This is a genomic window from Burkholderia sp. 22088 (assembly GCF_052045915.1).
Lineage (GTDB): Bacteria > Pseudomonadota > Gammaproteobacteria > Burkholderiales > Burkholderiaceae > Burkholderia > Burkholderia cepacia.
Map to the genome: position 1 here is coordinate 86,053 of NZ_JBQEPY010000015.1, position 26,274 is coordinate 112,326.

Here is a 26,274-nt window from a genome sequence, read left to right on the forward strand (position 1 = left end):
CATCCAATCTCCTGCGAAAACGAACATGTCGCAACAACTTCAGCAAATCATCGATACCGCCTGGGACAACCGCGCCGAGCTGTCGCCGAAGGCCGCACCGGCCGACGTCCGCGAAGCCGTCGCGCACGCGATCGAGCAGCTCGACAAAGGCGCGCTGCGCGTTGCCGAGAAGATCGACGGCAACTGGACCGTGCATCAGTGGCTGAAGAAGGCCGTGCTGCTGTCGTTCCGCCTGGAGGACAACGCGCCGATGCCCGCCGGCGGCTACTCGCAGTTCTACGACAAGGTGCCGTCGAAGTTCGCGAACTACACGGCAGAGGATTTCGCCGCAGGCGGCTTCCGCGTCGTCCCGCCGGCCATCGCGCGCCGCGGCTCGTTCATCGCGAAGAACGTCGTGCTGATGCCGTCGTACACCAACATCGGCGCGTACGTCGACGAAGGCACGATGGTCGATACGTGGGCAACGGTCGGTTCGTGCGCGCAGATCGGCAAGAACGTGCACCTGTCGGGCGGCGTCGGCATCGGCGGCGTGCTCGAGCCGCTGCAGGCGAACCCGGTCATCATCGAAGACAACTGCTTCATCGGCGCCCGCTCGGAAGTCGTCGAAGGCGTGATCGTCGAGGAAAACTCGGTGATCTCGATGGGCGTGTACCTCGGCCAGAGCACGAAGATCTACGATCGCGAGACGGGCGAAGTCAGCTACGGCCGCATCCCGGCCGGTTCGGTCGTCGTCGCCGGCAACCTGCCGTCGAAGGACGGTTCGCACAGCCTGTATTGCGCGGTGATCGTCAAGAAGGTCGACGCGAAGACGCGCGCGAAGGTCGGCCTGAACGAGCTGCTGCGAGGCGACTGATGGCGAAGCCGCACACCGTGGTCGTCTACGGCATTCCGAACTGCGACACCGTGAAGAAGGCCCGCGTGTGGCTCGACGATCACGGCGTCGAATTCGAGTTCCACGACTTCAAGAAGCTCGGCGTCAGCGCGCCGCTGATCGAAGACTGGCTGAAGGACGTGTCGCTCGACGCACTCGTCAACAAGCGCGGCACCACGTGGCGCGGCCTCGACGACGCAATGAAGGCGGCCGCCGAAACGAAGACCGGCGCGGTCGCGCTGATGATCCACAAGCCGTCGGTCATCAAGCGTCCCGTGCTGGTGGTCAACGGCCGCGTGAAATCGCTCGGCTTCGTGGCCGATCAATACGCGGCGCTGTTTGCCGCATAGGGCTGCCCGCGCTGCGCCTGTCGGCGCAGCCCGACGTCTTGTCGCTGCCGGCCACCGCGCCGGCATTTTTTATCGAAAGTGGTCCGAACCATGTCCGCCACCCTAGCCCTTACCGAACAGCTGATCGCCCGCGCGTCCGTCACGCCCGACGACCAGCATTGCCAGCAGATCCTGACCGAGCGCCTCGCCGCGCTCGGCTTCGAATGCGAGACCATCGCGTCGCACGGCGTGACCAACCTGTGGGCCGTCAAGCGCGGCGCCGACGGCCGCGACGGCAAGCTGCTCGCCTTCGCGGGCCACACCGACGTCGTACCGACCGGCCCGCTCGAGCAATGGAGCTCGCCGCCGTTCATCCCCGCCCATCGGGACGGCAAGCTGTACGGCCGCGGCGCGGCCGACATGAAGACATCGCTCGCGGCGTTCGTCGTCGCATCCGAGGAATTCGTCGCGGCACACCCCGGCCACCGCGGCGCGATCGCGTTCCTGATCACGAGCGACGAGGAAGGCCCCGCCACCGATGGCACCGTGAAGGTCGTCGAGCTGCTCGAAGCGCGCGGCGAACGCATGGACTACTGCATCGTCGGCGAACCGACGTCGACCAACGAACTCGGCGACGTCGTCAAGAACGGCCGCCGCGGCTCGATGTCGGGCGAACTGGTCGTCAAGGGCGTACAGGGCCACATCGCCTATCCGCACCTCGCGAAGAACCCGATCCACCTGCTCGCGCCGGCGCTCGCCGAGCTCGCCGCCGAGCAGTGGGACGAAGGCAACGAATACTTCCCGCCGACCACCTGGCAGGTGTCGAACCTGCACGCCGGCACCGGCGCGACCAACGTGATCCCCGGCCACGCCGACCTGCTGTTCAACTTCCGCTTCTCGACCGCGAGCACGGTCGAGGGCCTGCAGGCGCGCGTGCACGCGATCCTCGACAAGCACGGCCTCGAATACACGCTGAAGTGGTCGGTGAGCGGCCTGCCGTTCCTCACGCCGCGTGGCGAGCTGTCGGGCGCGCTGGAAAACGCGATCCGCACCGAGACCGGCATCACGACCGAGCTGTCGACCACGGGCGGCACGTCGGACGGCCGTTTCATCGCGCGCATCTGCCCGCAGGTGATCGAGTTCGGCCCGCCGAACGGCAGCATCCACAAGATCGACGAGCACATCGAAGTGCGCTTCATCGATCCGCTGAAGAACGTGTACCGACGCGTGCTCGAACAACTGATCGCCTGATGGAGCCTCGCATGACGACACCTTTTGCCACTGTTCGCGACCTGCTGCGCTACGCGGTCACGCGCTTTTCGAAGGCGAAGCTCGCGTTCGGCCACGGCTCCGACAATGCGTACGACGAAGCGGCCTATCTCGTGCTGCGCACGCTCGAACTGCCGCTCGACACGCTCGAGCCGTTCCTCGATGCACGGCTCCTGCCCGACGAAATCGCGGCCGTGCTCGCGGTGATCGAACGGCGCGCGACCGACCGCGTGCCGGCCGCGTACCTCACGCATGAAGCCTGGATGCATGGCCACCGCTTCTACGTCGACGAACGCGTGATCGTGCCGCGCTCGTTCATCGGCGAACTGCTCGACGACGGGCTGCAGCCGTACGTCGCCGATCCCGAACAGGTCGGCGCCGTGCTCGAGCTGTGCACGGGCTCGGGCTGCCTCGCGATCCTCGCGGCGAGCGCGTTCCCGAATGCCGAGATCGACGCGGTCGACCTGTCCGACAAGGCCCTCGAAGTCGCCGAGATCAACGTGCGCGACTACGGCCTCGAAGACCGCGTCGCACTGCACCGCGGCGACCTCTACGCACCGCTGCCCGCGTTCCGCACCGACCCGGGCACGCGTTACGACGTGATCCTGACGAACCCGCCGTACGTGAATGCCTCGTCGATGGCCGCACTGCCGCCCGAGTACCGTCACGAGCCGGAGATGGCGCTCGCGGGTGGCGATGACGGGATGGACATCGTACGACGCATCGTCGCCGAAGCCCATCGCTGGCTGCACGACGACGGCGTGCTCGTCGTCGAGATCGGCAACGAGCGCGAGAACGTCGAAGCCGCGTTCGGCGGCCTCGAACTCACGTGGCTGCCCACCAGCGCGGGCGACGACGCTGTCTTCCTGATCCAGGCGTCCGACCTGCCGCGCAAGGCCTGAGCCTTTCCGGCACGCCCGCCGTGCGGCGCACCATTGCGCCGCACGGTTGGGTAAGATGCGCGTAGGCGGCCGCCCGGCCGCGCGACCTCAGGAGTCCGTCACGCGCCCATGACCCTCGACTGGCTACATCTCGGCACCCTGATCCTGACCATCCATGTGCTCGGGATCGTCGCGGCGTGCCACGCGATCATGAACACGCGCACGTCGCAAGGCGCGATCGCATGGGCCGTCTCGCTTGCGGCCATGCCGTACCTGACGCTCGTTCCATACCTGTTCCTCGGTCGCAGCAAGTTCTCCGGCTACGTCGATGCCCGGCGCCACGAGCTGGAAATGTTGCGCATGCACACACCCCGCTCGCCCTGGCTCAGCACCGACGCGACCGACGGGCCGGCCGCCGACGCGATCGGCCAGGCCGCGGTGCTCGCGCTCACGCGGCTCGGCGGCATGCCGTTCCTCGGCGGCAATTCGGTGCGCACGCTCGTGAACGGCGATGCGACGTTCTCGGCGATCCTGGCCGCAATCGACGCCGCGCGCGATTACGTGGTGGTGCAGTTCTTCATCGTGCGCGACGATGCGCTCGGCCGGATGCTGCGCGACTCGCTGCTCGCGCGTGCGGCAGCCGGCGTGCGCTGCTGCCTCCTGTACGACAGCATCGGCAGCTTCGACTTGCCGCACAGCTACGTCGACACATTGCGCCGGGGCGGCGTCGAGGTTCATCCGTTCGCGACCAACCGGAAGTTCGTCAACCGTTTCCAGCTCAACTTCCGCAACCACCGCAAGATCGTCGTCGTCGACGGCAATCGCGCGTTCGTCGGCGGCCACAACGTCGGCGTCGAATATCTCGGGGCGAAGCCGCGCCTGTCGCCGTGGCGCGACACGCACATCGAGATACGCGGCCCCGTGGTCGCGAGCATCCAGTACGTGTTCGCCGAAGACTGGCACTGGGCGACGCAGAAGCTGCCGCCGCTCGCGATGCCGCCGCCCGCGCAGCCGGGCGACAACATGCATTGCCTCGCCGTGCCGATGGGGCCGGCCGACAAGCAGGAGACGGGCTCGCTGTTCTTCGTCGAGGCGATCAACGCCGCGCGCGAACGGGTCTGGATCACCACGCCGTACCTCGTTCCCGACGAAGCCGTGATCTCCGCGCTGAAGCTCGCCGTCATGCGCGGCGTCGACGTGCGCATCCTGATTCCGAGCCGGCGCGATCACTACGTGGTATTCGAGGCGTCGAAGCTGTACGCGCGCGATCTGATCGATGCAGGCGTGAAGGTATTCCGCTACCGGCCCGGCTTCCTGCACCAGAAGGTCGTGCTGATCGACCGCATCGCAGCGGCGATCGGCAGCGCGAATCTCGACAACCGCTCGTTCCGCCTCAATTTCGAGATCATGGTGCTGACCGTCGACCGCGCATTCGCCGACGAGGTCGAGACGATGCTCGTTGCCGACTTCGCACAGGCGTACGAGGTCGATGCGAACGAATACCGCCGCTCGCCTGCCTGGCGACGCATCGCGATGCACGTCGCGCGACTGTTCGCACCGATCCTCTGACGGCCGGGACCGCGGCGGCGGGCGGGCGACCCGCACCGGCGCCGCGAACGCCGCCGGCAGCCGTCACAGCAGCTTGTCGATATCCGCGGCGATTTCGTCCGGCTTGGTGGATGGCGCATAGCGCTTGACGATGCGCCCTTCGCGATCGATCAGGAATTTCGTGAAGTTCCACTTGATCGCCTTGAGGCCGAGAATGCCGGGCGCCTCATCGGTCAGGTAGCGGTACAGCGGATGCGCATGGTCGCCCTTCACGTCGATCTTCGCGAACATCGGGAACGTGACGCCGTAATTGCGCTCGCAGAACGCGCCGATCTGCGCGGCGTCGCCGGGCTCCTGCTTGCCGAACTGGTTGCACGGAAAGCCGAGCACATAGAAGCCACGCGCCGCGTACTGGTCGTACAGCTTCTGCAGGCCCGCGTACTGCGGCGTGAAACCACACTCGCTCGCGGTGTTGACGATCAGCAGCACCTTGCCGCGATACGCGTCGAGCGAGGCCGGCGCGCCGGCAAGCGTCTCTGCGCTGAACGAATACAGGGTGGACATCGGGCACTCCTTTTACGAAACCGGATCGACGTGGAGTCTAGGCGAAATTGCGCCATTGCGGCATCCGCCGAACGGCCAATGCCCGGCGCAGGCGGCGCGCAGTCTAGAATAGCGGTTTTGGCCAGTCATTTCCGCCGTGATCCGTTTCAATCAGTTCAGCCTTGCGCGCGGCACCAAGCCGCTGTTCGAGTCGACCTCCTTCGTACTCAATCCCGGCGAGAAAGCCGGCCTGATCGGCGCGAACGGCGCCGGCAAGTCGACGCTGTTCTCGGTCCTGCGCGGCGAGCTGCACTCCGACGGCGGCGATTTCTCGATGCCGCCGTCGTGGCGGATCGCCCACGTGTCGCAGGAAACGCCCGCCGTCGACCGCTCGGCGCTCGACTACACGCTCGACGGCGACGCCGCGCTGCGCGAGATCGAGGCGCGCATCGCCGCCGCGTCCGCCGCGCATGACGGCGCCGCCGAAGCCGACGCGCACGCGGCGTTCGCCGACGCCGACGGCTACACCGCGCCGGCCCGTGCCGAGGCGCTGCTGCTCGGTCTCGGCTTCACGCTCGCGCAGACGCGCGAATCCGTCGCCAGCTTCTCCGGCGGCTGGCGCATGCGCCTGAATCTCGCGCAGGCGCTGATGTGCCGCTCCGACCTGCTGCTGCTCGACGAACCGACGAACCACCTCGACCTCGACGCGATCGTCTGGCTCGAAGACTGGCTGCACCGCTACCCCGGCACGCTCGTCGTGATCTCGCACGACCGCGAATTCCTCGATTCGATCTGCAATGTCACGCTGCACCTGGAAAACCGCCAGGTGAAGCGCTACGGCGGCAACTACTCGCAGTTCGAAGTGCTGCGCGCGCAGCAACTGGCGCTGCAGCAAAGCGCCTACGAAAAGCAGCAGAAGACGATCGAGCACCTGCAGAGCTTCGTCGACCGCTTCAAGGCCAAGGCGACCAAGGCCAAGCAGGCGCAGAGCCGGATGAAGGCGCTCGAGAAGATGGAGCTGATCGCGCCCGCACACATCGCGTCGCCGTTCACGTTCGAATTCCGCACACCCGATGCCGCGCCGAACCCGATGATGGTGATGGAAGACGTCCGCTGCGGCTACCACGCCGACGGCGGAGCGGAGATCCCGATCGTCGAGCGCGTCGCGCTGTCGATCCAGAACGGCCAGCGCATCGGCCTGCTCGGCGCGAACGGCCAGGGCAAGTCGACGCTGATCAAGACGCTGGCCGGCACGCTCGCGCCGCTGTCGGGGCACGTCCGCGACGGCAAGGGGCTGACGATCGGCTATTTCGCGCAGCACCAGCTCGAAACGCTGCGTGAGGACGATTCGCCGCTGGCGCATCTGGCGCGGCTCGCGCCCGACACGCGCGAGCAGGAACTGCGCGACTTCCTCGGCGGCTTCAACTTTTCGGGCGACATGGCCACCAGCCCGGTCGGGCCGTTTTCGGGCGGCGAAAAGGCACGCCTCGCGCTCGCGCTGATCATCTGGCAGAAACCGAACCTGCTGCTGCTCGACGAACCGACCAACCACCTCGACCTCGAAACGCGCCATGCGCTGACGATGGCGCTCGCGCAGTTCGAGGGCACGCTGATCCTCGTCTCGCACGACCGCCACCTGCTGCGCGCGACGACCGACCAGTTCATGCTGGTCGCGAAGCACCGGCTGCAGCCGTTCGACGGCGACCTCGACGACTACCGCGACTGGTTGCTGCAGCACGCGGCCGAGCAGCGCGCCGCCGCGAAGGCGGACAGCGCGGCTTCGTCGGGCGCGGGTGCCGCGGCCAACCGCAAGGACCAGAAGCGTCAGGCCGCCGAGGAACGGCAGCGCCTGTCGGTGCTGAAGAAGCCGCTGCAAACGCGTATCACGAAGCTCGAAAAGGAAATGGAGACGCTGCACGCGGAGAAGGCACGCCTCGACGCATTCGTCGCCGATCCGGCGAGCTACGAAGCCGAGCGCAAGACGGAGCTGACGGATGCGATCCGCAAGCTCGGGGACGTCAACACGCGTCTCGAGACGGTCGAGGCCGACTGGCTTGCCGCGCAGGAAGAGCTCGAGCAGATCGGCTGACCGCTGTCGCGGCACAACCGGCCGGTACGCCAGCCCGGCGTGCCGGCTGCCTCGGCACCGCAGCACCTTGATATCGCGACACCTCGACAGGCCTATCCGTCCTTCTTCGGGCGCGGATACGACAAGGCCGGGCACACGGTCCCGGCCTGTTCATTCACTACCGTCGTCACCCGGTTCGCCGGCCATCCGCCAGGCTGCCGGCTCAGCGTCGCGGCAGCGTATCGCGCGGCATCTGCTCGTCGTCGCCCATCAGGTACCGGCGCCCTTCGGTCGGCCGCCGGATCGCGGCAGCGACTTCCGCTTCCGTCACGTCCTCGGACACGACCTTGCGCGCGAGACGCCCCTCTTCGTCGATCCATTCGACGATCCGGCATCCACCGCCCCAGGGTTGCCGAATCGGCTCCGACACGCGGCAGCCGCGCAGGTTGTAAAGGCGTCCGCCCGGCGCTTCCCCATAGGATTTCAACATAGGTTCCCTTCGCATTGCGCGGTTCGACAATCCGGCCAAGGATAGGGAAAAGCGATGTCCGGCGGGTTACAGAAGCCTACATATTCTTTACAACGAATTACGCGCCAGATCGCCGGCAGGCCCGGCCCGCGTGCCCGTGCAGCCGGTCACTCGAGATCGCGCACGCGGTCGATCGCCTGCTCGAGCCGATCGACGGCCATCACGTTCAGCCCTTCGATCGGCTGCTTCGGCGCGTTCGCCTTCGGGATCAACGCGGACGTGAAACCGAGCTTCGCGGCCTCGCGCAGCCGCTCCTGCCCGCGCGGCGACGGCCGGATCTCGCCCGCCAGCCCCACTTCGCCGAACACGATCAGCCCCTTCGGCAGCGCCTTGTTGCGCATCGACGAATGGATCGCGAGCAGCACCGCGAGGTCGGCGGCCGGCTCGGTGATCTTCACGCCGCCCACCGCATTGAGGAACACGTCCTGGTCGAAGCACGCGATGCCCGCATGACGGTGCAGCACCGCGAGCAGCATCGCGAGCCGGTTCTGTTCGAGGCCGACCGCGAGCCGGCGCGGGTTCGGCACGTGCGCGGTGTCGACGAGCGCCTGGACTTCGACGAGCAGCGGGCGCGTGCCCTCCTGTGTAACGAGCACGCACGAGCCGGGCACGACCTGCTCGTGCTGCGACAGGAACAGTGCGGACGGATTCGCGACGCCGCGCAGCCCGCGCTCCGTCATCGCGAACACACCGAGTTCGTTGACCGCGCCGAAGCGGTTCTTGAACGCGCGCACGAGCCGGAACGACGAGTGCGTGTCGCCTTCGAAGTACAGCACCGTGTCGACGATGTGCTCGAGCACGCGCGGGCCGGCCAGATTGCCCTCCTTCGTCACGTGCCCGACCATGATGATCGCGGTGCCCGACTGCTTCGCGATGCGCGTGAGCTGCGCCGCGCATTCGCGCACCTGCGCGACGGAGCCGGGGGCCGACGTGAGCGCTTCCGAATAGACGGTCTGGATCGAGTCGATCACGGCCACGTCCGGCCGTTCCGTGTCGATCGCGGCCTGGATCTTCTCGAGCTGGATCTCGGCGAGCAGCTTCAGTTCGTCTGCCGGCGCGCCGCCGTCGAGCAGCGCAAGCCGTTGCGCGCGCAACGCGATCTGCGCAGCCGATTCCTCGCCGCTGATATAGAGCGCGCGCCGCTCGCTCGCGATGTCCGCGAGCGATTGCAGCAGCAGCGTCGATTTGCCGATACCCGGATCGCCGCCGATCAGTACGACGCCGCCCGGCACGAGCCCGCCGCCGAGCACGCGGTCGAATTCGCCGATGCCGGTGGAGAAGCGCGGCACGTCGGCTGCTTCGATGTCGACGAGACGCTGCACGGGCGCACGCTTCGCGAGCGACTGGAAACGATGGGCCGACGGCGTTTCAGGAACCGATTCGACGAGCGTATTCCAGGCCTGGCACGACGGGCATTGCCCTTGCCACTTCGGGGTCTGTCCGCCGCACTCGCTGCAGACGTATACGGTTTTCTGTTTGGCCACGCGCGACGCCCTTATTCCGCGCGCACGGGCACGCGGCCGGCGACTGCACACATCAGCTCGTAACCGATCGTGCCGCAATGGCGGGCGACGTCGTCGATCGGCAATGCATTGCCCCACAGCTCGACCCGCGCGCCGACGCCGGCTTGCGGGCACGGGGTCAGGTCGACGGTAATCATGTCCATCGACACGCGACCGACGATCCGCGTGCGGATGCCGTCGACGATCACGGGCGTGCCTTCGGGCGCGACCCGCGGATAGCCGTCCGCATAACCGCATGCGACCACGCCGATCCGCATCGGCGCCTGCGCGGAAAACGTCGAGCCGTAGCCGATCGCCTGGCCCTTCGCGATCGTCTGCACCGCGATCAGTTCGGACGCGAGCGTCATCGCCGGCTTCAGCCCCGTGTCGGCGATGTCGGACGACAGCCCCGACGGCGACGCGCCGTACAGCACGATCCCCGGGCGCACCCAGTCGAAATGCGTGTCCGGATGCCACAGCACGGCGGCCGAGTTCGCGAGACTGCGCGCGCCGGCGATGTTTTCCGCGCCGCGCTCGAACGTCGCGAGCTGCTCGGCGACGCCGCGCTCGTTGTCCGCATCCGAAAAATGGGTCATCAACGTGATCTGGCCGATGCCAGGGCACGCACGGGCGCGCTCCCACGCGGCGCGGTATTTCTCCGGCAGGTAGCCGAGCCGGTTCATCCCGCTGTTCATCTTGAGCTGCACGTTGACGGGTTTCGACAGCCGCGCCGTTTCCAGCATCCGCATCTGCTCGTCGTTGTGGACGGTCGTCGTCAGGCTGTAGCGGTCGATCACGTCGATGTCGGTCGAGCGGAAGAACCCCTCCAGCAGCAGGATCGGGCCGGCCCAGCCGAGCTCGCGCAGCTTGACTGCCTCGTCGAGGTCGAGCAGGCCGAAGCCGTCGGTGCCGCGCAGGCCCGGAAACGCGCGGGCGAGACCGTGCCCGTACGCGTTCGCCTTGACGACCGCCCAGACCTTGGACGGGCCGGCAAAGCGGCGGACGACGGAGAGATTGTTCGCGAGAGCGGCGGTGTGGATGGTGGCGGAGATCGGGCGCGGCATGGGAAATTTACGTAAAGACGCTTGCGAATCATCAGCTTACCGCGCCTTTTGAGCACTGAAGCCGACAACTTGCGGAACGATCGGGGAATCTTGCTAGTCCGAATTGGCGTATTTTCATGTTATAAAGCCGTGCGCACAACCCATTTCGAACGGAATAAGCCGATCGCATACCAGGCGGCCTACGCGGCCCTGCCGCAGCGACGAAAGCATCGCATCAGATGAAAAAAGGTTTTTACACCATCATGGCCGCGCAGTTTTTCTCGTCGCTGGCCGACAATGCGCTCCTCATCGCCGCCATCGCCCTGCTGAAAGACCTTCACGCCCCCAACTGGATGACACCGCTGTTGAAGCTGTTCTTCGTGTTGTCCTATGTGGTGCTGGCGGCGTATGTCGGTGCGTTCGCGGATTCACGCCCGAAGGGCCGCGTGATGTTCATCACCAACTCGATCAAGGTGGTCGGCTGCATGATCATGCTGTTCGGCGCCCACCCGCTGATCGCGTACGGGATCGTCGGCTTCGGCGCGGCAGCCTACTCGCCCGCGAAATACGGCATTCTCACCGAGCTGCTGCCGGCCGACCGGCTGGTCGCCGCCAACGGCTGGATCGAAGGCACGACCGTCAGCTCGATCATCCTCGGCACCGTGCTCGGCGGTGCGCTGATCAGCCCGCACATCGCGTCGCACGTGATCGCGCACACCCCCGCCTGGATCGGCACGCCCGCCGAAGCGGCGATGGCGATCATCATGGCGATCTACGTGGTCGCCGCGCTGTTCAACCTGCGCATCCCCGATACCGGCGCCCGCTACCCGAAGCAGGAACGCGGCCCGGTCAAGCTCCTCACCGATTTCGCCGACTGCTTCATGGTGCTGTGGCGCGACAAGCTCGGCCAGATCTCGCTGGCGGTCACGACGCTGTTCTGGGGTGCGGGTGCGACGCTGCAGTTCATCGTGCTGAAGTGGGCTGAAGTCTCGCTCGGCATGTCGCTGTCGGAAGGCGCGATCCTCCAGGCCGTGGTCGCCGTCGGCGTCGCGGCCGGCGCAATCGCCGCCGCGGCCCGGATCCCGTTGAAGAAGTCGCTGACCGTGTTGCCCGTCGGCATCGTCATGGGCATCGCGGTGATGCTGATGGCGTTCTACACGCGCGACCTGTTTCCGCCGCACTGGGCCGTGCACTTCGGCCACCTGCGCATGCCTGTGTACCTGATCATCGCGTACATCTTCCTGATGTGCGTGGGCGCGCTGTCCGGTTACTTCGTCGTTCCGATGAACGCGCTGCTGCAGCATCGCGGCCACGTGCTGCTGTCGGCCGGCCACTCGATCGCGGTGCAGAACTTCAACGAGAACCTGTCGGTGCTCGTGATGCTGTGCCTGTATGCAGTGCTCGTGTGGCTCGACGTACCGGTCGGCGTCGTGATCGTCCTGTTCGGTACGTTCGTCTGCCTGACGATGTGGCTCGTGATGCGCCGCCACCAGGCAAACCAGCGCCAGTTCGACTCGGTCGCGCTGATCGGCGAATCGCGGCACTGACGCTACACTTCCCGTTCCCGTCCGCCGGCGCCGGTCTCCGAACCGGCGCATTGCCCCGATGACGCACCCGATACCCAACATCCTGACGATCGCCGGCTCCGATTCGGGCGGCGGCGCAGGCATCCAGGCCGACCTGAAAACGTTCTCCGCGCTGGGCGCCTACGGCGCCAGCGCGATCACCGCGCTGACCGCCCAGAACACCCGCGGCGTAACGGGCGTGCATGCGCCGGACGCGGCGTTCGTGACCGCACAGCTCGACGCGGTGTTCAGCGACATCCGCATCGATGCGGTCAAGATCGGGATGCTCGCGAATGCCGCGATTGTGCACGCGGTCGCCGACGCGCTGCGGCGTTATACGCCACGCTTCGTCGTACTCGACACGGTGATGATCTCGAAGAGCTCGCACGCGCTGCTGGCGCCCGACGCCGTCGACGCGTTGCGCGATGCGCTGCTGCCGCTCGCGACGGTCGTGACGCCGAACCTGCCCGAAGCGGCCGCGCTGCTGAACGACGTGCCCGCCACCACGGAAGACGACATGGTCCGGCAAGGCCGGGCCCTGCTACAGACGGGCGCGCGTGCCGTACTGATGAAAGGCGGCCACCTGCCGGACGCGTCCGCGAGCCCCGACTGGCTCGTCGAAGCGGCGCGCACCGTGCGGCTCGACGGTGCACGCGTACCGGTCAGCAACACGCACGGCACCGGCTGCACGCTGTCGTCGGCGATCGCCGCGCTGCTTCCGCAACAGCCCGACCTCGAAAGCGCGGTGCGCGAAGCCAAGACCTACCTGACCGGCGCGATCGCCGCGAGCGGCCACCTCGACGTCGGCCACGGCGTCGGCCCCGTCCATCACTTCCATCGCTGGTGGTGAGCGCCGGCTGACGCGGCGTCAGTGATCCTGCGCCGCGAACGCCTGCGCGCGCACCGGCCAGTCGTCCGGCACGACGAACCCGCGCGCCCGTTCGCGCCAGGTGCCGTCACCGCCCTTTTCATGAATGCCGATCAGCGCGGGGGCCTCGCGCGTCGTCAACACGGGCGGCAGTTCCAGAGCGGCCGCCAGCGGTTCCGGCTCGAATCCGGTATCGGCGGCGGCACGCCGCGGCGCCAGCCACGCCAGCCTCGGCAACACACTCCATGCGGCGCCGGCACGCTGCGCGGCCGCCCACGCCGGCCACTGCGCGTGCGTCAGCCAGAATCCGCGCGGGTGATCCGGCGCGATTTCGGCGGACACCGGCGGCAATGGCTCGCCGTGCGGATAGAACAACCAGCCCTTGATGAACATCTGCGCGTCGGACGGCGCGCCGTAGCCGAGCCGCGCAAACCCGTCGTGTTCGCCGAGGCGCAACTGGTGATCGAGCAGCCGGCTGCGCTTGCGATCGAACCGGTCGACGAGATTGGGGCCGACGAAGTCGGCAAGCGATGCACCGTCGCGTACCGGCGCGCACAAATAGCACTTCACCGCGAGCTCCCAATGCAGGCGCTGACCGCCCGGCGCGTCGACGAGAAAATCCACTTCGCCGAGCGTCTTGCCATTGCTGCGCAGCGGGAGATTGGCCGCGACGAGCCGCAGCGACGGGCCGTGCGTCAGGAAATACTCGAGCAGGCATTCCGCGTAGCGGCCGAGCCGGGTGGGCCGGAACCCGTCGAGCGCGCGATGCAGCGGCCCGGGTTGCGCATCGAGCGCGGCGAGCCACGCGTGGACGGCCGACTGCCCGGCCGCATCCGGCCACGGGCGCGCAAGCGGCGCTCCCGGTACCGCGGTGAGGAGGCTCGGACTGGCAAGCAACCAGCCCAGATCGCGAACCGCGGCGTCATGCAGCGTATCGACGAATGCGCACGCCGCGCCCGTCGTCATTGCCCGGCCGGCCCGTTCACGTCGGCGCCTTCCGCGCGCCGGAACGTGTCGCGTGCGAGGCACAGGTCGGCCCATGCCTTCGACTTGTCCTGCAGGCTGCGCAACAGGTATGCCGGGTGGTAGGTCACGATCACCGGCACGCCCTCGTACGCATGCACGCGGCCGCGCAGCGACGCGATGCTCGCATCCGTCTTCAGCAAGGTCTGCGCGGCGAAACGGCCGAGCGCGACGATCAGCTTCGGCTTCACGAGCGCGACCTGACGCTGCAGATAAGGCTCGCAGCGCGCGACCTCGTCCGGCTCCGGGTTGCGGTTGCCGGGCGGCCGGCACTTGATCACGTTCGCGATGTACACGTTGTCGCCGCGCTGGAGCGACAGCGACTGCAGCATGTTGTCGAGCAGCTTGCCGGCCTGACCGACGAACGGCTCGCCCTGCTTGTCCTCGTTCTCGCCCGGCGCTTCGCCGATCAGCATCCAGTCCGCTTCGCGGTCGCCGACCCCGAACACGGTGTTCGTTCGCTTCTCGCACAGCCGGCAGAGCGTGCAGTCGGCCACGCGCGCAGCCAGCGCGTCCCAGTCGAGTGTCGCAACCGGGGTTTCGGCGCGTCGCAATGGGGCCGCCGGCGCGGGATCGCCCGGCGGCGCCGCATCGAACCACGCAAAATCGTCGGCTCCGGCAGGCGGCGCATCGTCCATCGGCGGCATCGTGTCGGTCGATGCGACCGGCGCGGCGCGCGCGGGCACGCGATCGCCGTCGTCGACGCGGTGCGCCGGGGCGGCAGGCTCGCGAACCGGCGGAACATCGACGCTCCGCGCCACTGCCGGCGTCACCTCGTCTTGCACCGGCGTACGCGCGGTGCGCGCAGGTCGCTCGGTCGCAACGACGGCAGGTGCGGCGTTCTCCGCCCCCGTTTGCGCCGCGGCGGGCGCTTCGACTGCCGCGCCCGCGTCCGCGCCTTCATTCGCGCCCTGCCCGCGCCGCACCCAGATCTGCGCGAGGCCCATTTCCTCGAGCGCCGCTTCAGCCCATGCCATGCGCGTCCCCCTCATCCTTGTTCAGCGTCAGACGCATCACGATCGCGTCTTCCCGGCTGTGGTGCTTCGCCGGGTAGTAATTCTTGCGCCGACCGATCGTCACGAAGCCGAAGCGCTCGTACAGATGGATCGCGCGCGGATTGGACGGCCGCACCTCGAGCAGCACGCCGTCGAGCCGCTCCGCGCGCGAAATGCGCACAGCCTCGCGCAGCAGCGCAAGGCCCGCACCCGCGCGCTGCGCGGCCGGCGCGACGCACAGATTAAGCAGGTGCATCTCGTCGACCACGGGCATCAGCACGCAATAGCCGACGAGCGCACCAGTCACGTGCCGCAGGCACACGCCCAGGTAGCCGTTGCGCAACGAATCCTCGAAGTTGCCGCGGCTCCACGGGAACTCGTACGCGACGTGCTCGATCGCGACGACCTCGTCGAGATCGGCATCCGTCATCGGCGCCAGGTAGCGGTCGCTCAGCAGTACGCCCGTCATCCCTTCGCTCCGCCTGCCTGAGCGGCGCGTGCCGCGACGCGCTCGGCGGTCGTCTGTGCCACCTTGTCGCGCACGTACTCCGGTGCGGCCTGGTCGGCCGGCACCGCACGGCCGGCGCGGAACGCGCGCAGCGCGGCATGGGCGACCGCCAGCGCGTGCGGCATCGCGTCGCCGTCGATCACGGCCGCGTGCGCCGCGGCCGGCAACTGCGCGCCGAATGCGGCAGCCGCGTTACCCGCGAGCGTGAACGGCGTATCGGGCACGCCGACCGCACCCGGCGCATCGAGCGAAGCCGGATGCAGCGTGAGCCAGTCGCCGGCGCTTTCATCCCACGCGAAGTCCGCCCAGTAGGCTTCGTCCATCCGCGCATCCAGCGCGGCGAGGACGCGGGTCGTACCGGGGGCGCGCAGCCGCGCGTGCTCGGCGCACGCGAGCAGCGTGCCGATCGGCACGACCGGCAGCCCGCGCCCGAACGCGAGCCCCTGGGTGATGCCCGTCGCGGTGCGCAGGCCCGTGAACGAGCCTGGGCCCGCGCCGAACGCGATCGCGTCGCAATCGGCGAGCGTCAGCCCCGATTCGGCGAAGAGCGCCTGGATTGCCGGCAGCACGCGCGTGCTCGACACGGCGCCCGTCAGCTCGTGGCGGACCCAGGTTTGCGGGATGGAAACGGCGTCATCGGCGTGGGCCGAGCGCAGCAGCGCGACCGAGCAGTATTCGGTCGACGTATCGATGGCGAGGAGCACTGTTTGCGTCATGGGCGACATTGTAATGCGGCACCCCGCTCCCACGGGCGATCGGGCCCGATCCGTGCGCACGCGCATGCCCGGCGGCGGTTTGGAAGGATCGCTCGACCCCGCGCGGCGGTCCGCTTGTTAAGATCGCCCGACCTGAAACCCTTACGGAGACACCCGATGAGCGAACTCACCGCCCAATTCGACCAGGCCCAGATCGACGTCAAGCAACTGACGGAACGGCCGGGCAACCTGACCCTGCTGCGCCTGTACGCGCTCTTCAAGCAGGCGACCGACGGCGACGCCCATGGCGACAAGCCGGGCTTCACCGACATCGTCGGCAAATACAAGTACGACGCATGGGATGCGCTGAAGGGCACGTCGCAGGATGCGGCAAAGCAGCAGTACATCGAACTCGTCGAATCGCTGAAGAACGGCACGGCATCCTGACCGAATAGCCTTCGGCCGCCCCCGGTCGCAATAGGCAATCAAATCAGTGGCGCAGCGCAGCAAATCTCTTTATAATGCTGGCTGCGTCATCTCCGCGCTCGGCTCGCAAGCCGTTCCGGCCCGACGCCTCGTAGCGTTAAGCTCCAATCCGGTTTAGAACCTGTCCCCTCCTGCTTCGACCTTCGCGGTCGTCACTTATCAGGCTGGCGGCCCCGCTCCTGAAGCGCGCCGCACCCAAAACAGCTTCTAATGCCTCATCCGCCGACGGTTCGGCGGATTGCACCCGTTTCCCGATTTGCTCGCTGAATCCGACGACTTGGGTATGCGCGATTGGCGCCGACGTTTCACCCACTGTGTTTCAAGGATTGTTATGACTTCGAGCATCAACTCCAGCCCGCTCAACGCGATCGCCGACCAGGCGCTCGGTCTCGACGACGCCGCCGCACCGGCCGCGGTCGAACCGGCGTCGGACGAGCCGAGCTTCGCGTCGCTCGGGTTGTCGCCGGAGATCGTCTCCGCGCTGCAGGCCGCCGGCTATGTGAAGCCGACGCCGGTCCAGCAGCGCGCGATTCCGGCCGGCATCGCCGGCCGTGACCTGCTGGTCTCGAGCCCGACCGGTTCGGGCAAGACCGCTGCATTCATGCTGCCCGCGATCGAACGTTTCGCGCAGCTCCAGAAGGCACAGGCGCAGCAACCGCGCGCGCCGCGTGAACCGAACCAGGGCGACCGCCGTGCGCGCCGCCCGCAACCCGTCGCGCGCCCGGGCCTGCTCGTGCTGACGCCGACCCGCGAACTCGCGATGCAGGTCACCACCGCCGCGTCGACCTACGGCAAGCACCTGAAGCGCCTGCGCACGGTCAGCATCCTCGGCGGCGTCGCCTACGGCCAGCAGCTGATGCTGCTCGCGAAGAATCCCGAAATCCTGGTCGCCACGCCGGGCCGTCTGCTCGATCACCTCGAACGCGGCCGTATCGACCTGTCCGAGCTGAAGATGCTCGTGCTCGACGAAGCCGACCGCATGCTCGACATGGGCTTCATCGACGACATCGAAACGATCGTCGCCGCGACGCCCGCGACGCGCCAGACGATGCTGTTCTCGGCCACGCTCGACGGCAAGATCGGTTCGCTGACGAGCCGCCTGCTGAAGGATCCCGAGCGTATCGAGATCCAGCAGCGCCTCGAGTCGCGCGCGAACATCGCGCAGACCGTGCACTACGTGGACGACCGCGACCACAAGGATCGCCTGCTCGATCACCTGCTGCGCGACGACGCGCTCGACCAGGCGATCATCTTCACGGCGACCAAGATCGATGCCGACCAGCTCGCCGGCCGTCTCGCCGACGCAGGCTTCGAATCGGCCGCGCTGCACGGCGACCTGCCGCAGGGCGCGCGTAACCGCACGATTCGTGCGCTGCGCGAGCGCCGTGTGCGCGTGCTGGTCGCGACCGACGTCGCGGCGCGCGGCATCGACATCCCGGGCATCACGCACGTGTTCAACTACGACCTGCCGAAGTTCGCGGAAGACTACGTGCACCGTATCGGCCGTACGGGCCGTGCGGGCCGTTCGGGCACCGCGGTGAGCCTCGTGCACCACGCCGAACAGGGCGCGCTCAAGCGCATCGAACGCTTCGTGCGCTCGCCGCTGCCGGTCAACGTGATCGAAGGTTTCGAGCCGCGCAAGGCACCCCCGCGCAACGGCGGCACCGGCGGCCGCGGCCGTCCGGGCGGCGGTAACGGCGGCGGTCGACGTTTCGGCGGCAAGCCGGGCGGCGGTCATGGCGGCAACGGCCGCAGCTACGGCGGCGGCAATGGCGGCGGCTGGAGCGGCAAGCCGGGCGGCAGCCGTGACGGCGGCCCGCGCCGCGACGGTCAACGCAGCGGCGGCCCGCGTCGCAGCAACTCCGCGTCGTAAGCACGCACGGGCGGCCACCGGCCGCCCCACGGATGGCACTGCCCATTCAGCCAACCGGCGCATCTGCGCCGGTTTTTTTTCGCCCCGCCCCACATTTCACGATGCGGAAAATTTTTTTGTGTCGTAAAAAATCATGCTGCGTGGCACAACCCGGGCGATTGCGGGATGGGAAAAGGCATTTCTTATCTCGAAATTACAACTTCAAGCCACTGATTCAAAACAACTAAAAATTTGACTGCCGCCCCACAAAGCCCCCTGTCCCGCCTCGGTCGATTTGCCTAGACTCTTATACAAGACCTCACGAACCGGAACGCAACGCTCCCGGCTTCGAGAACAGCCTCACCACCGTCAGATTCAACCCATCAGGCATCGCACCGCATCAAGGAGCTCATCATGTCGCGTCAGCAACAGGCACAGGAACTGCAAAAGCAATGGGAAACCGATCCGCGCTGGAAAGGCATCAAGCGCAGCTATTCGGCTGAGGACGTGGTCCGCCTGCGCGGTTCGGTTCCGATCGAGCACACGCTCGCCAAGCGCGGCGCGGAAAAGCTGTGGAGCCTCGTCAACAACGAGCCGTTCGTCAACGCACTCGGCGCGCTGACCGGCAACCAGGCGATGCAGCAGGTGAAGGCCGGCCTGAAGGCCATCTACCTGTCCGGCTGGCAAGTGGCCGGCGACGCGAACGTCGCGGGCGAAATGTACCCGGACCAGTCGCTGTACCCGGCAAACTCGGTGCCGCTCGTCGTGAAGCGCATCAACAACACGCTGACGCGCGCCGACCAGATCCAGTGGTCGGAGGGCAAGAATCCGGGCGACGAAGGTTATGTCGATTTCTTCGCACCGATCGTCGCCGACGCGGAAGCCGGTTTCGGCGGCGTGCTGAATGCGTTCGAGCTGATGAAGGCGATGATCGAAGCCGGCGCATCGGGCGTCCACTTCGAGGACCAGCTCGCGTCGGTGAAGAAGTGCGGCCACATGGGCGGCAAGGTGCTCGTGCCGACCCGCGAAGCCGTCGCGAAGCTGTCGGCAGCGCGTCTCGCGGCCGACGTGATGGGCACGCCGACCGTGCTGGTCGCCCGCACCGACGCGGAAGCCGCCGACCTGATCACGTCCGACGTCGACGACAACGACAAGCCGTTCCTCACGGGCGAGCGCACTGTGGAAGGCTTCTTCCGCACGAAGCCGGGCATCGGGCAGGCGATCTCGCGCGGTCTTGCCTATGCGCCGTACGCCGACCTGGTCTGGTGCGAAACCGGCAAGCCGGATCTCGAGTATGCGAAGAAGTTCGCGGAAGCGATCCACAAGCAGTTCCCGGGCAAGCTGCTGTCGTACAACTGCTCGCCGTCGTTCAACTGGAAGAAGAACCTCGACGACGCGACGATCGCGAAGTTCCAGAAGGAGCTCGGCGCGATGGGCTACAAGTTCCAGTTCATCACGCTGGCCGGCTTCCATGCGCTGAACTACTCGATGTTCAACCTCGCGCACGGCTATGCCCGCACACAGATGAGCGCCTTCGTCGAACTGCAGCAGGCCGAGTTCGCGGCCGCGGACAAGGGCTTCACGGCCGTCAAGCACCAGCGCGAAGTCGGCACCGGCTACTTCGACGCCGTGACGCAGACGGTCGAACGCGAAGCGTCGACGACCGCACTGCACGGCTCGACCGAGGACGAGCAGTTCTTCGACGGCAAGAAGGTCGCGTAACACGCGCCAGGCGTGTCATGCCGATGCCGCACCGTCTCGCGACGGTGCGGCATCGGCCACCGAACAAGAATCAGGGAGGAGACGGCAGGCGCGCGATACCGATCGCGCGACCGGCCGCGCGGCCTGCGTGCCGCCAGCAACGACGCGCGCCGGCTTCGTCCGGCGCGCCCTTTTTCCAGGGCACCGCCCTACCGATAGACGATCACCGGAATTTTCGTATGGGTCAGCACACGCTGCGTCTCGCTGCCGATCAGCAAGCTGCCGAGCCCGCGGCGTCCGTGGGACGCCATGAAGATCACGTCGCAACCGCCGCGTTCTGCCGCCTCGATGATGCCGAGATACGGCGACGGATGGACGCTCGTCCAGGTGTCGCAGTCGACGCCGGCCGCCTTCGCGGCCGATTCGACCTCGTCGAGATGCGTGCGCGCCTCGCGCTCGCTGCGCGCCCGGAAATCGGCGGGCGGCTCGATGATCACTTCGGAAAACGGCGAGTACGGATACTGCGGCAGGCACGCGTACGCCGTGACGCGCGCACCGACCGCCCGGGCCAGGTCGATCGCGCCGTCGATCGCCTTCTGCGACAGTTCGGAACCGTCGGTTGGAACGAGGATGTGCCGGAACATCGCGCCCTCCTTCGTCAAGTACACGCCGCAAGCCGCGATCCCATCCGGGTCGGCCGTGGCGCGTCGGACATGCCTCCTACGAGTGTAGTGCGCGAAACCGCCCAACCGGCCCCGGCAGCGGGTTCGCCCTCATATCGGAAACACGCGGGCGAACGCGACCGGCTCCCGCTGCTACTCGCCCCAATATCCGGGCCGCTCGTAAGTGTGCTTCAGGTAGTCGAGAAACAGCCGCACACGCAGCGGCAGGTGCCGGCGTTGCGGGAACACCGCGTGGATGCCGATCGGCGGGGCGGCAAATGCGTCGAGCACGCTGACGAGCCGGCCGGCCGCGATGTCCTCGCCGACCTCCCACCACGAGCGCCACGCCAGGCCATGTCCGGCGAGGCACCACTCGTGCAGCACCGCGCCGTCCGAGCATTCCATCGTGCCGTTCACGCGGATCGACACGACCTTGCCGTCCTCCTGGAACGCCCAGCCGCGCTGCTGGTTCGCGTTTGCCGCGAGCGCGAGGCAGTTGTGCCGCGCCAGTTCCGCGAGCGTCGCGGGCGTGCCGCGCCGTACGAGATACGCGGGAGCCGCGACGCACACGCGGCGGTTCTCGCCGAGCTTCAGCGACACGAGCGACGAGTCGGGCAGCTCGCCGAGCCGCACCGCGCAATCGAACCCCTCGTTGACGAGGTCGACCATGCGGTCGGACAGGTCGAGCGTGACGGATACGTCGGGATGCCCGACGCTGAATTCGGGCACGAGCGGCGCGACGTGCCGCCGGCCGAAGCCGGCCGGCGCGGAAATACGCAGGTGGCCGCTCGCCTTGACGCCGCCGGCGGATACGCTCGCCTCGGCGTTCTGCATGTCGTTGATGATCCGCTGGCAATCCTCGAGAAACGCCGAGCCCTCGAACGTCAGCGTGAGCTTGCGCGTCGTGCGCACCAGCAGCTTGACGCCGAGCCGCTCCTCGAGCGCGTCGAGGCGTCGGCCGATGATCGCCGGGGCGACGCCTTCCGCATGCGCGGCCGCCGACAGGCTGCCCTTCGCCGCGACCGCAGCGAACGTTTCGATCTGCTTGAACCGGTCCATGACTCGCCGGGGCGGTGCCGCCGCCCTTCAAATAGCTTAAACGGCTCAAGATTAGGTATATGAAAGTAAAAGATCAAGTGATGAATAGCGTCTTTTTTAGCGCATACGATCACGAATAGAATTTACCCGACCTCTGAAACCGGAGCGCAAGGCTATGTCGGCCACAACGACACTCTCCTCTCCCGACGCAATCCTCTTCGACGCATTCGGCACGTTGTTCGACGTGCGTGCGGTGCTGGCCGCGGCGGAGCAGATGTTTCCGGGTCACGGGGAACGGTTGTCGCAGCTGTGGCGACGCAAGCAAATCGAATACTCGCAGCTGCGCACGCTCGCGGATCCGGCCGGCGCCCGCTACCGCCCGTTCCGGGACATCACGCTCGATGCGCTGCGGTTCGCCGCGCGCCGGCTCGGGCTCGCGCTGAACAGCGCGGCCGAGAAGCGACTGATGGACGAATACGCGTGCCTGTCCACCTATCCCGATACGGTGCCCGCGCTGCGCAAGCTGCGCGCGCTCGACCCGCGCCCGCCGCTCGCGATCCTGTCGAACGGCACGCCGCAGATGCTCGACATCGCGATCAAGAGCGCCGGCATGTCCGGGCTGTTCGATCGCGTGCTGTCGGCCGATACCGTGCGCGCGTACAAGCCGAGTCCGGCGGCCTACGCGCTCGGCACCGCCGCGTTCGGACCGAACCGGCGCGGCATCGTGTTCGTGTCGTCGAACGCGTGGGACGTCGCCGGCGCCGTCTGGTTCGGCTACACCACGTTCTGGCTCAACCGCACGGGCGCGCCCGCCGAGGAACTCGGCGCGCCGCCGGACGGTACGGGCACCGGCATGGCCGACCTGCTCGCATTCCTCGCCACCCCGGCTCCGTCCGGCAGACCCGCAAACCGCACGCGCCCCGGCCCGGGTGCATGACGTTTGCAGCTGCCGCCTTCCCCCTTTACCGAAACCGCAACTGACCGACCAAGGAGATGAGACTCATGAGCACCCCGATCACGCTGCCGCAAGGCATGGCGATCACCGGCGAAATCAAGCCGGGTTACGAAGCAATCCTGACGCCCGACGCACTCGCACTCGTCGCGGCGCTGCACCGCACGTTCGAATCGCGCCGCCAGGCGCTGCTGCAGGCGCGCGTCGAGCGCACGAAGCGCCTCGACGCGGGCGAGCGCCCCGACTTCCTGGCCGAGACGAAGGCGATCCGTGAAAGCGACTGGAAGGTCGCGCCGCTGCCGGCCGACCTGCAATGCCGCCGCGTCGAGATCACGGGCCCCGTCGAGCGCAAGATGATCATCAACGCGCTGAACTCGGGCGCCGATTCGTACATGACGGACTTCGAGGATTCGAACGCACCGAGCTGGACGAACCAGATCGACGGCCAGATCAACCTGAAGGACGCGGTGCGCCGGACGATCTCGCTCGAGCAGAACGGCAAGTCCTACCAGTTGAACGACAAGGTCGCGACGCTGATCGTGCGTCCGCGCGGCTGGCACCTCGACGAGAAGCACGTGACGGTCGACGGCCAGCGCGTGTCCGGCGGCATCTTCGATTTCGCGCTGTTCCTGTTCCACAACGCGAAGGAACTGCTTGCGCGCGGCTCGGGCCCGTACTTCTACCTGCCGAAGATGGAAAGCCATCTCGAGGCACGGCTGTGGAACGACATCTTCGTCGCGGCGCAGGAAGCCGTCGGCGTGCCGCGCGGCACGATCCGCGCGACCGTGCTGATCGAGACGATCCTCGCCGCGTTCGAGATGGACGAGATCCTGTACGAACTGCGCGAACACAGCTCGGGCCTGAACGCGGGCCGCTGGGACTACATCTTCTCGGCGATCAAGAAGTTCAAGAACGACCGCGACTTCTGCCTGGCCGAGCGTTCGAAGATCACGATGACGGTGCCGTTCATGCGCGCGTACGCGCTGCTGCTGCTGAAGACCTGCCACAAGCGCAACGCGCCGGCGATCGGCGGGATGAGCGCGCTGATCCCGATCAAGAACGATCCGGAAGCGAACGACAAGGCCATGGGCGGCGTGCGTTCGGACAAGCAGCGCGACGCGACCGACGGCTACGACGGCGGCTGGGTCGCGCACCCGGGCCTCGTGCCGATCGCGATGGAAGAGTTCGTCAAGGTGCTCGGCGACAAGCCGAACCAGATCGCGAAGCAGCGCGACGACGTGCAGGTCGAAGGCAGGAACCTGCTCGACTTCCAGCCCGAAGCGCCGATCACCGAAGCCGGCCTGCGCAACAACATCAACGTCGGCATCCATTACCTCGGCGCCTGGCTTGACGGCAACGGCTGCGTACCGATCCACAACCTGATGGAAGATGCGGCCACGGCCGAGATTTCCCGTTCGCAGGTGTGGCAATGGATCCGCTCGCCGAAGGGCGTGCTCGACGACGGCCGCAAGGTCACGGCCGAACTCGTGCGGGAATTCTCGAAGGCCGAACTCGACAACGTGAAGCGCTCTGTCGGCGGCAACACGCAGCCGTACGAGCGCGCCGCCGCGATCTTCGAGCAGATGTCGACGTCGGAAGGCTTCACCGAATTCCTGACGCTGCCGCTGTACGAGGAAATCTGACGAAGCCGCCCGTCCCGATCGGGGCCGCCCCTGCGTCGGCGCCGGTCGCACGCGAATGACGGCACAAACGAAAGCGCCCCTCGGGGCGCTTTTTCCTTTGCGGCTGAAGCGGCTGCCGCGCGACCGGTCAGACGGCTTCCCGCTCGCGCCGGTGCTGAACCCAGTCGCCCGACGCAATGCGCGGACGCCCGGCGGTCGCGTGCGCGGCGACCGGATAGTAAAGGCACGCGTACTGCCGGCCGCCGAGTTCGACGGTCACGTCGTCCGGCTTGAACAGCGAGTCGACACCCGGATAGACGCGCTCGATTTCGTCGAGCACGGGAACGAGCCGGTCGTCGACTTCGTAGACGTCACCCCAGACCAGCGACTTGCCGGCCGATCCGGCAACCATCCCCGGATAAGTGCCGAAATCGTACAGTTCTCCCGGCAGCGCGGCGGCGCCGAGCAGCGTCGGCGCGGCAATTCCGTGCCTGGCGGCCGCGTGGCCGATGTCGTTGGCCTCCCCGTTTCTCAAGGTGCCGTAGACGAATACGTAACGCATCGTGGTTCTCCTCTTTGATTCGTGTGTTGCCGTGTTCACGGGCGATTCATGCGCGATCCGTGCGCAATTCTTGCGCAATCCCCCGCGCATCGATAGACCACGATACCGGCCCGATGGTTCGGGCCCACGAGCGCGTCTGGTTTCGGGCGGCCCTGAAATCTCCGGCGCTCCCACACAAAGTTCATTTGAGCGCGGCATGATCGCCCGACAAACCGTCGCATGCGCTTTCGCGGCGCCTTCTACAATAACGGCATCGCCGCAGCGTTGCCCGAATCGTCCATGAATCCGCCCGCCCAAGCCGACGTACCGAACCTGTACGTCATCGACATTCCGCCCGAATTCGCGCCGACCGCCGTCCATCCGATGCGCGTGCGCGCACGGCAGCTCGACGCCGGACGCCGCATCCCGCTGCATACGCATGCGTGGGCACAGCTCGCGTACGCGTCGCGCGGCGTGCTGCGCGTCGCGACGACCGGCACGACATGGATGGTGCCGCCGTCCCGTGCGATCTGGGTACCGCCACACGTGACGCACGAAGTCGTGATCGTCGAAGAGGCGTTCTTGCGCACGCTGTACATCGACGAGTCGATCGTGCCGGAAGGGCTTGACGCGTGCCGCGTCGTCGAAGTGACGGGGCTCCTGCGCGAACTGATCGTCGCGCTCGACGCGCGCGACCTGAGCACCGCGCGCGAGCGCCTGCTGTGCGGGCTCGTGCTCGACGAGCTGAGTCGCGCCGAACCGCTGCCGCTCGCGGTGCCGATGCCCGACGAAAAACGGCTGCGCATGCTGTGCGAATCGGTACTCGCGCATCCGGCGCATGCGGAGTCGCTCGAGCACTGGGCAAGCGAGGTCGGCGCGAGCACGCGCACGATTTCGCGGCTCTTCAAGCAGGAACTGGGCGTGAGTTTTTCGCAGTGGCGTCAGCAGGCACTGCTGGCACGGGCCATTCCGCTGCTGAACCAGGGGCGCCCGCTGTCGCATATCGCGCGCGAGCTCGGCTACCAGAGCCAGAGCGCCTTTTCGGCGATGTTCCGGCGTGCATTCGGCGAAAGCCCCCGCGCATTCATGCTGCGCGGCTACGAACACCGCGGCCCGGAAGGCAGCCTCGCGGACGACGAAACCCCGGACGACGACGCCATCGGCGCTGTCCGCTGAACGCGTC

The 26,274-nt window shown here is 67.4% G+C and carries 25 protein-coding genes; 14 read left to right on the forward strand and 11 right to left on the reverse strand.

All coding sequences use genetic code 11. The features are described from left to right. Positions 1-25: 25 nt before the first annotated feature. From dapD to cls, 5 genes are all read left to right on the forward strand, one after another. Positions 26-853: a 2,3,4,5-tetrahydropyridine-2,6-dicarboxylate N-succinyltransferase gene (gene dapD, locus ACTJLD_RS26940; RefSeq protein ID WP_014896723.1), complete on the forward strand. Its 828-nt coding sequence runs from the start codon at positions 26-28 to the stop codon at positions 851-853. Then, a complete protein-coding gene (locus ACTJLD_RS26945; RefSeq protein ID WP_006478478.1) occupies positions 853-1,221 on the forward strand; it encodes an ArsC family reductase in 369 nt (122 codons plus the stop codon). Before dapD ends, ACTJLD_RS26945 begins: the two co-directional genes overlap by 1 nt. Positions 1,222-1,311: 90 nt before the next feature. Beyond that, positions 1,312-2,451: a succinyl-diaminopimelate desuccinylase gene (gene dapE / locus ACTJLD_RS26950; RefSeq protein WP_060084331.1), complete on the forward strand. Its 1,140-nt coding sequence runs from the start codon at positions 1,312-1,314 to the stop codon at positions 2,449-2,451. 11 nt (positions 2,452-2,462) lie between these two features. After that, positions 2,463-3,371 carry a 50S ribosomal protein L3 N(5)-glutamine methyltransferase gene (prmB, locus tag ACTJLD_RS26955; RefSeq protein WP_027787079.1) on the forward strand — a complete coding sequence of 303 codons (909 nt, stop codon included), beginning with the start codon at positions 2,463-2,465 and terminating at the stop codon, positions 3,369-3,371. Between the two features lie 108 nt (positions 3,372-3,479). Further along, entirely contained in the window at positions 3,480-4,919 is a 1,440-nt protein-coding gene (cls, locus tag ACTJLD_RS26960; protein WP_059694711.1) for a cardiolipin synthase, read from the forward strand. A gap of 63 nt (positions 4,920-4,982) precedes the next feature. Here cls and ACTJLD_RS26965 read toward each other — a convergent pair whose 3' ends face one another. After that, positions 4,983-5,462 carry a glutathione peroxidase gene (locus ACTJLD_RS26965; protein WP_027787077.1) on the reverse strand — a complete coding sequence of 160 codons (480 nt, stop codon included), beginning with the start codon at positions 5,460-5,462 and terminating at the stop codon, positions 4,983-4,985. Positions 5,463-5,598: 136 nt separating this feature from the next. Here ACTJLD_RS26965 and ACTJLD_RS26970 point away from each other — a divergent pair, with 136 nt between their 5' ends. Then, complete coding sequence (locus ACTJLD_RS26970; RefSeq protein WP_042974800.1) at positions 5,599-7,530, forward strand: ATP-binding cassette domain-containing protein; 1,932 nt, start codon at positions 5,599-5,601, stop codon at positions 7,528-7,530. Between the two features lie 202 nt (positions 7,531-7,732). Here ACTJLD_RS26970 and ACTJLD_RS26975 read toward each other — a convergent pair whose 3' ends face one another. The 3 genes from ACTJLD_RS26975 to alr form a co-directional block, all read right to left on the reverse strand. Then, a complete protein-coding gene (locus tag ACTJLD_RS26975; RefSeq protein ID WP_021159088.1) occupies positions 7,733-7,999 on the reverse strand; it encodes a DUF2866 domain-containing protein in 267 nt (88 codons plus the stop codon). 146 nt (positions 8,000-8,145) lie between these two features. Beyond that, positions 8,146-9,522: a DNA repair protein RadA gene (radA, locus tag ACTJLD_RS26980; protein ID WP_027787075.1), complete on the reverse strand. Its 1,377-nt coding sequence runs from the start codon at positions 9,520-9,522 to the stop codon at positions 8,146-8,148. An 11-nt stretch (positions 9,523-9,533) separates the two neighbouring features. Further along, positions 9,534-10,604 (reverse strand): alanine racemase, encoded by a 1,071-nt coding sequence (gene alr / locus ACTJLD_RS26985; RefSeq protein WP_021159086.1) that lies wholly within the window; start codon positions 10,602-10,604, stop codon positions 9,534-9,536. A gap of 218 nt (positions 10,605-10,822) precedes the next feature. Here alr and lplT point away from each other — a divergent pair, with 218 nt between their 5' ends. Continuing rightward, a complete protein-coding gene (gene lplT / locus ACTJLD_RS26990) occupies positions 10,823-12,130 on the forward strand; it encodes a lysophospholipid transporter LplT (protein WP_027787074.1) in 1,308 nt (435 codons plus the stop codon). A 58-nt stretch (positions 12,131-12,188) separates the two neighbouring features. Beyond that, complete coding sequence (gene thiD, locus ACTJLD_RS26995) at positions 12,189-12,998, forward strand: bifunctional hydroxymethylpyrimidine kinase/phosphomethylpyrimidine kinase (RefSeq protein WP_060311873.1); 810 nt, start codon at positions 12,189-12,191, stop codon at positions 12,996-12,998. Between the two features lie 18 nt (positions 12,999-13,016). On the opposite strand, the gene ACTJLD_RS27000 is transcribed toward thiD, so the two are convergent. The 4 genes from ACTJLD_RS27000 to tsaB are packed head-to-tail and all read right to left on the reverse strand — an operon-like array spanning position 13,017 to position 16,267. After that, on the reverse strand, positions 13,017-13,982 hold the full coding sequence (locus tag ACTJLD_RS27000) for a DUF1853 family protein (protein WP_060194431.1): 966 nt from the start codon (positions 13,980-13,982) through the stop codon (positions 13,017-13,019). Beyond that, positions 13,979-15,016 carry a uracil-DNA glycosylase gene (locus ACTJLD_RS27005; RefSeq protein WP_226180169.1) on the reverse strand — a complete coding sequence of 346 codons (1,038 nt, stop codon included), beginning with the start codon at positions 15,014-15,016 and terminating at the stop codon, positions 13,979-13,981. The genes ACTJLD_RS27000 and ACTJLD_RS27005 overlap by 4 nt, the downstream gene beginning before the upstream one ends. Beyond that, complete coding sequence (rimI, locus tag ACTJLD_RS27010) at positions 15,003-15,503, reverse strand: ribosomal protein S18-alanine N-acetyltransferase (protein WP_060170445.1); 501 nt, start codon at positions 15,501-15,503, stop codon at positions 15,003-15,005. Before rimI ends, ACTJLD_RS27005 begins: the two co-directional genes overlap by 14 nt. Further along, the gene (gene tsaB, locus ACTJLD_RS27015) at positions 15,500-16,267 is read right to left on the reverse strand and encodes a tRNA (adenosine(37)-N6)-threonylcarbamoyltransferase complex dimerization subunit type 1 TsaB (RefSeq protein WP_060084335.1); all 768 of its coding nucleotides are present in this window, start codon (positions 16,265-16,267) and stop codon (positions 15,500-15,502) included. The genes rimI and tsaB overlap by 4 nt, the downstream gene beginning before the upstream one ends. A 147-nt stretch (positions 16,268-16,414) precedes the next feature. On the opposite strand from tsaB, the gene ACTJLD_RS27020 reads away from it, so the two are divergent. The 3 genes from ACTJLD_RS27020 (at position 16,415) to aceA (ending at position 20,297) form a co-directional block, all read left to right on the forward strand. After that, on the forward strand, positions 16,415-16,684 hold the full coding sequence (locus tag ACTJLD_RS27020; protein ID WP_011352486.1) for an acyl-CoA-binding protein: 270 nt from the start codon (positions 16,415-16,417) through the stop codon (positions 16,682-16,684). 370 nt (positions 16,685-17,054) lie between these two features. Continuing rightward, complete coding sequence (locus ACTJLD_RS27025; RefSeq protein ID WP_021159078.1) at positions 17,055-18,596, forward strand: DEAD/DEAH box helicase; 1,542 nt, start codon at positions 17,055-17,057, stop codon at positions 18,594-18,596. Between the two features lie 393 nt (positions 18,597-18,989). After that, positions 18,990-20,297 (forward strand): isocitrate lyase, encoded by a 1,308-nt coding sequence (gene aceA, locus ACTJLD_RS27030; protein WP_027787068.1) that lies wholly within the window; start codon positions 18,990-18,992, stop codon positions 20,295-20,297. A gap of 188 nt (positions 20,298-20,485) precedes the next feature. Here aceA and ACTJLD_RS27035 read toward each other — a convergent pair whose 3' ends face one another. Next, positions 20,486-20,920: a universal stress protein gene (locus ACTJLD_RS27035; RefSeq protein ID WP_011352489.1), complete on the reverse strand. Its 435-nt coding sequence runs from the start codon at positions 20,918-20,920 to the stop codon at positions 20,486-20,488. A gap of 171 nt (positions 20,921-21,091) precedes the next feature. Further along, a complete protein-coding gene (locus ACTJLD_RS27040) occupies positions 21,092-21,997 on the reverse strand; it encodes a LysR family transcriptional regulator (protein WP_021159074.1) in 906 nt (301 codons plus the stop codon). 154 nt (positions 21,998-22,151) lie between these two features. Between ACTJLD_RS27040 and ACTJLD_RS27045 the strand changes: the two genes are divergently transcribed. Then, positions 22,152-22,913 carry a haloacid dehalogenase type II gene (locus ACTJLD_RS27045; protein ID WP_021159073.1) on the forward strand — a complete coding sequence of 254 codons (762 nt, stop codon included), beginning with the start codon at positions 22,152-22,154 and terminating at the stop codon, positions 22,911-22,913. A 65-nt stretch (positions 22,914-22,978) separates the two neighbouring features. Next, positions 22,979-24,571: a malate synthase A gene (gene aceB / locus ACTJLD_RS27050; RefSeq protein WP_334068656.1), complete on the forward strand. Its 1,593-nt coding sequence runs from the start codon at positions 22,979-22,981 to the stop codon at positions 24,569-24,571. Positions 24,572-24,698: 127 nt separating this feature from the next. On the opposite strand, the gene ACTJLD_RS27055 is transcribed toward aceB, so the two are convergent. Beyond that, positions 24,699-25,112, reverse strand: coding sequence for a gamma-glutamylcyclotransferase family protein (locus ACTJLD_RS27055; protein WP_059651599.1), 414 nt, complete (start codon positions 25,110-25,112; stop codon positions 24,699-24,701). A gap of 279 nt (positions 25,113-25,391) precedes the next feature. Here ACTJLD_RS27055 and ACTJLD_RS27060 point away from each other — a divergent pair, with 279 nt between their 5' ends. Beyond that, positions 25,392-26,267: an AraC family transcriptional regulator gene (locus ACTJLD_RS27060; RefSeq protein ID WP_059585839.1), complete on the forward strand. Its 876-nt coding sequence runs from the start codon at positions 25,392-25,394 to the stop codon at positions 26,265-26,267. The last annotated feature ends 7 nt before the right edge of the window (positions 26,268-26,274 follow it).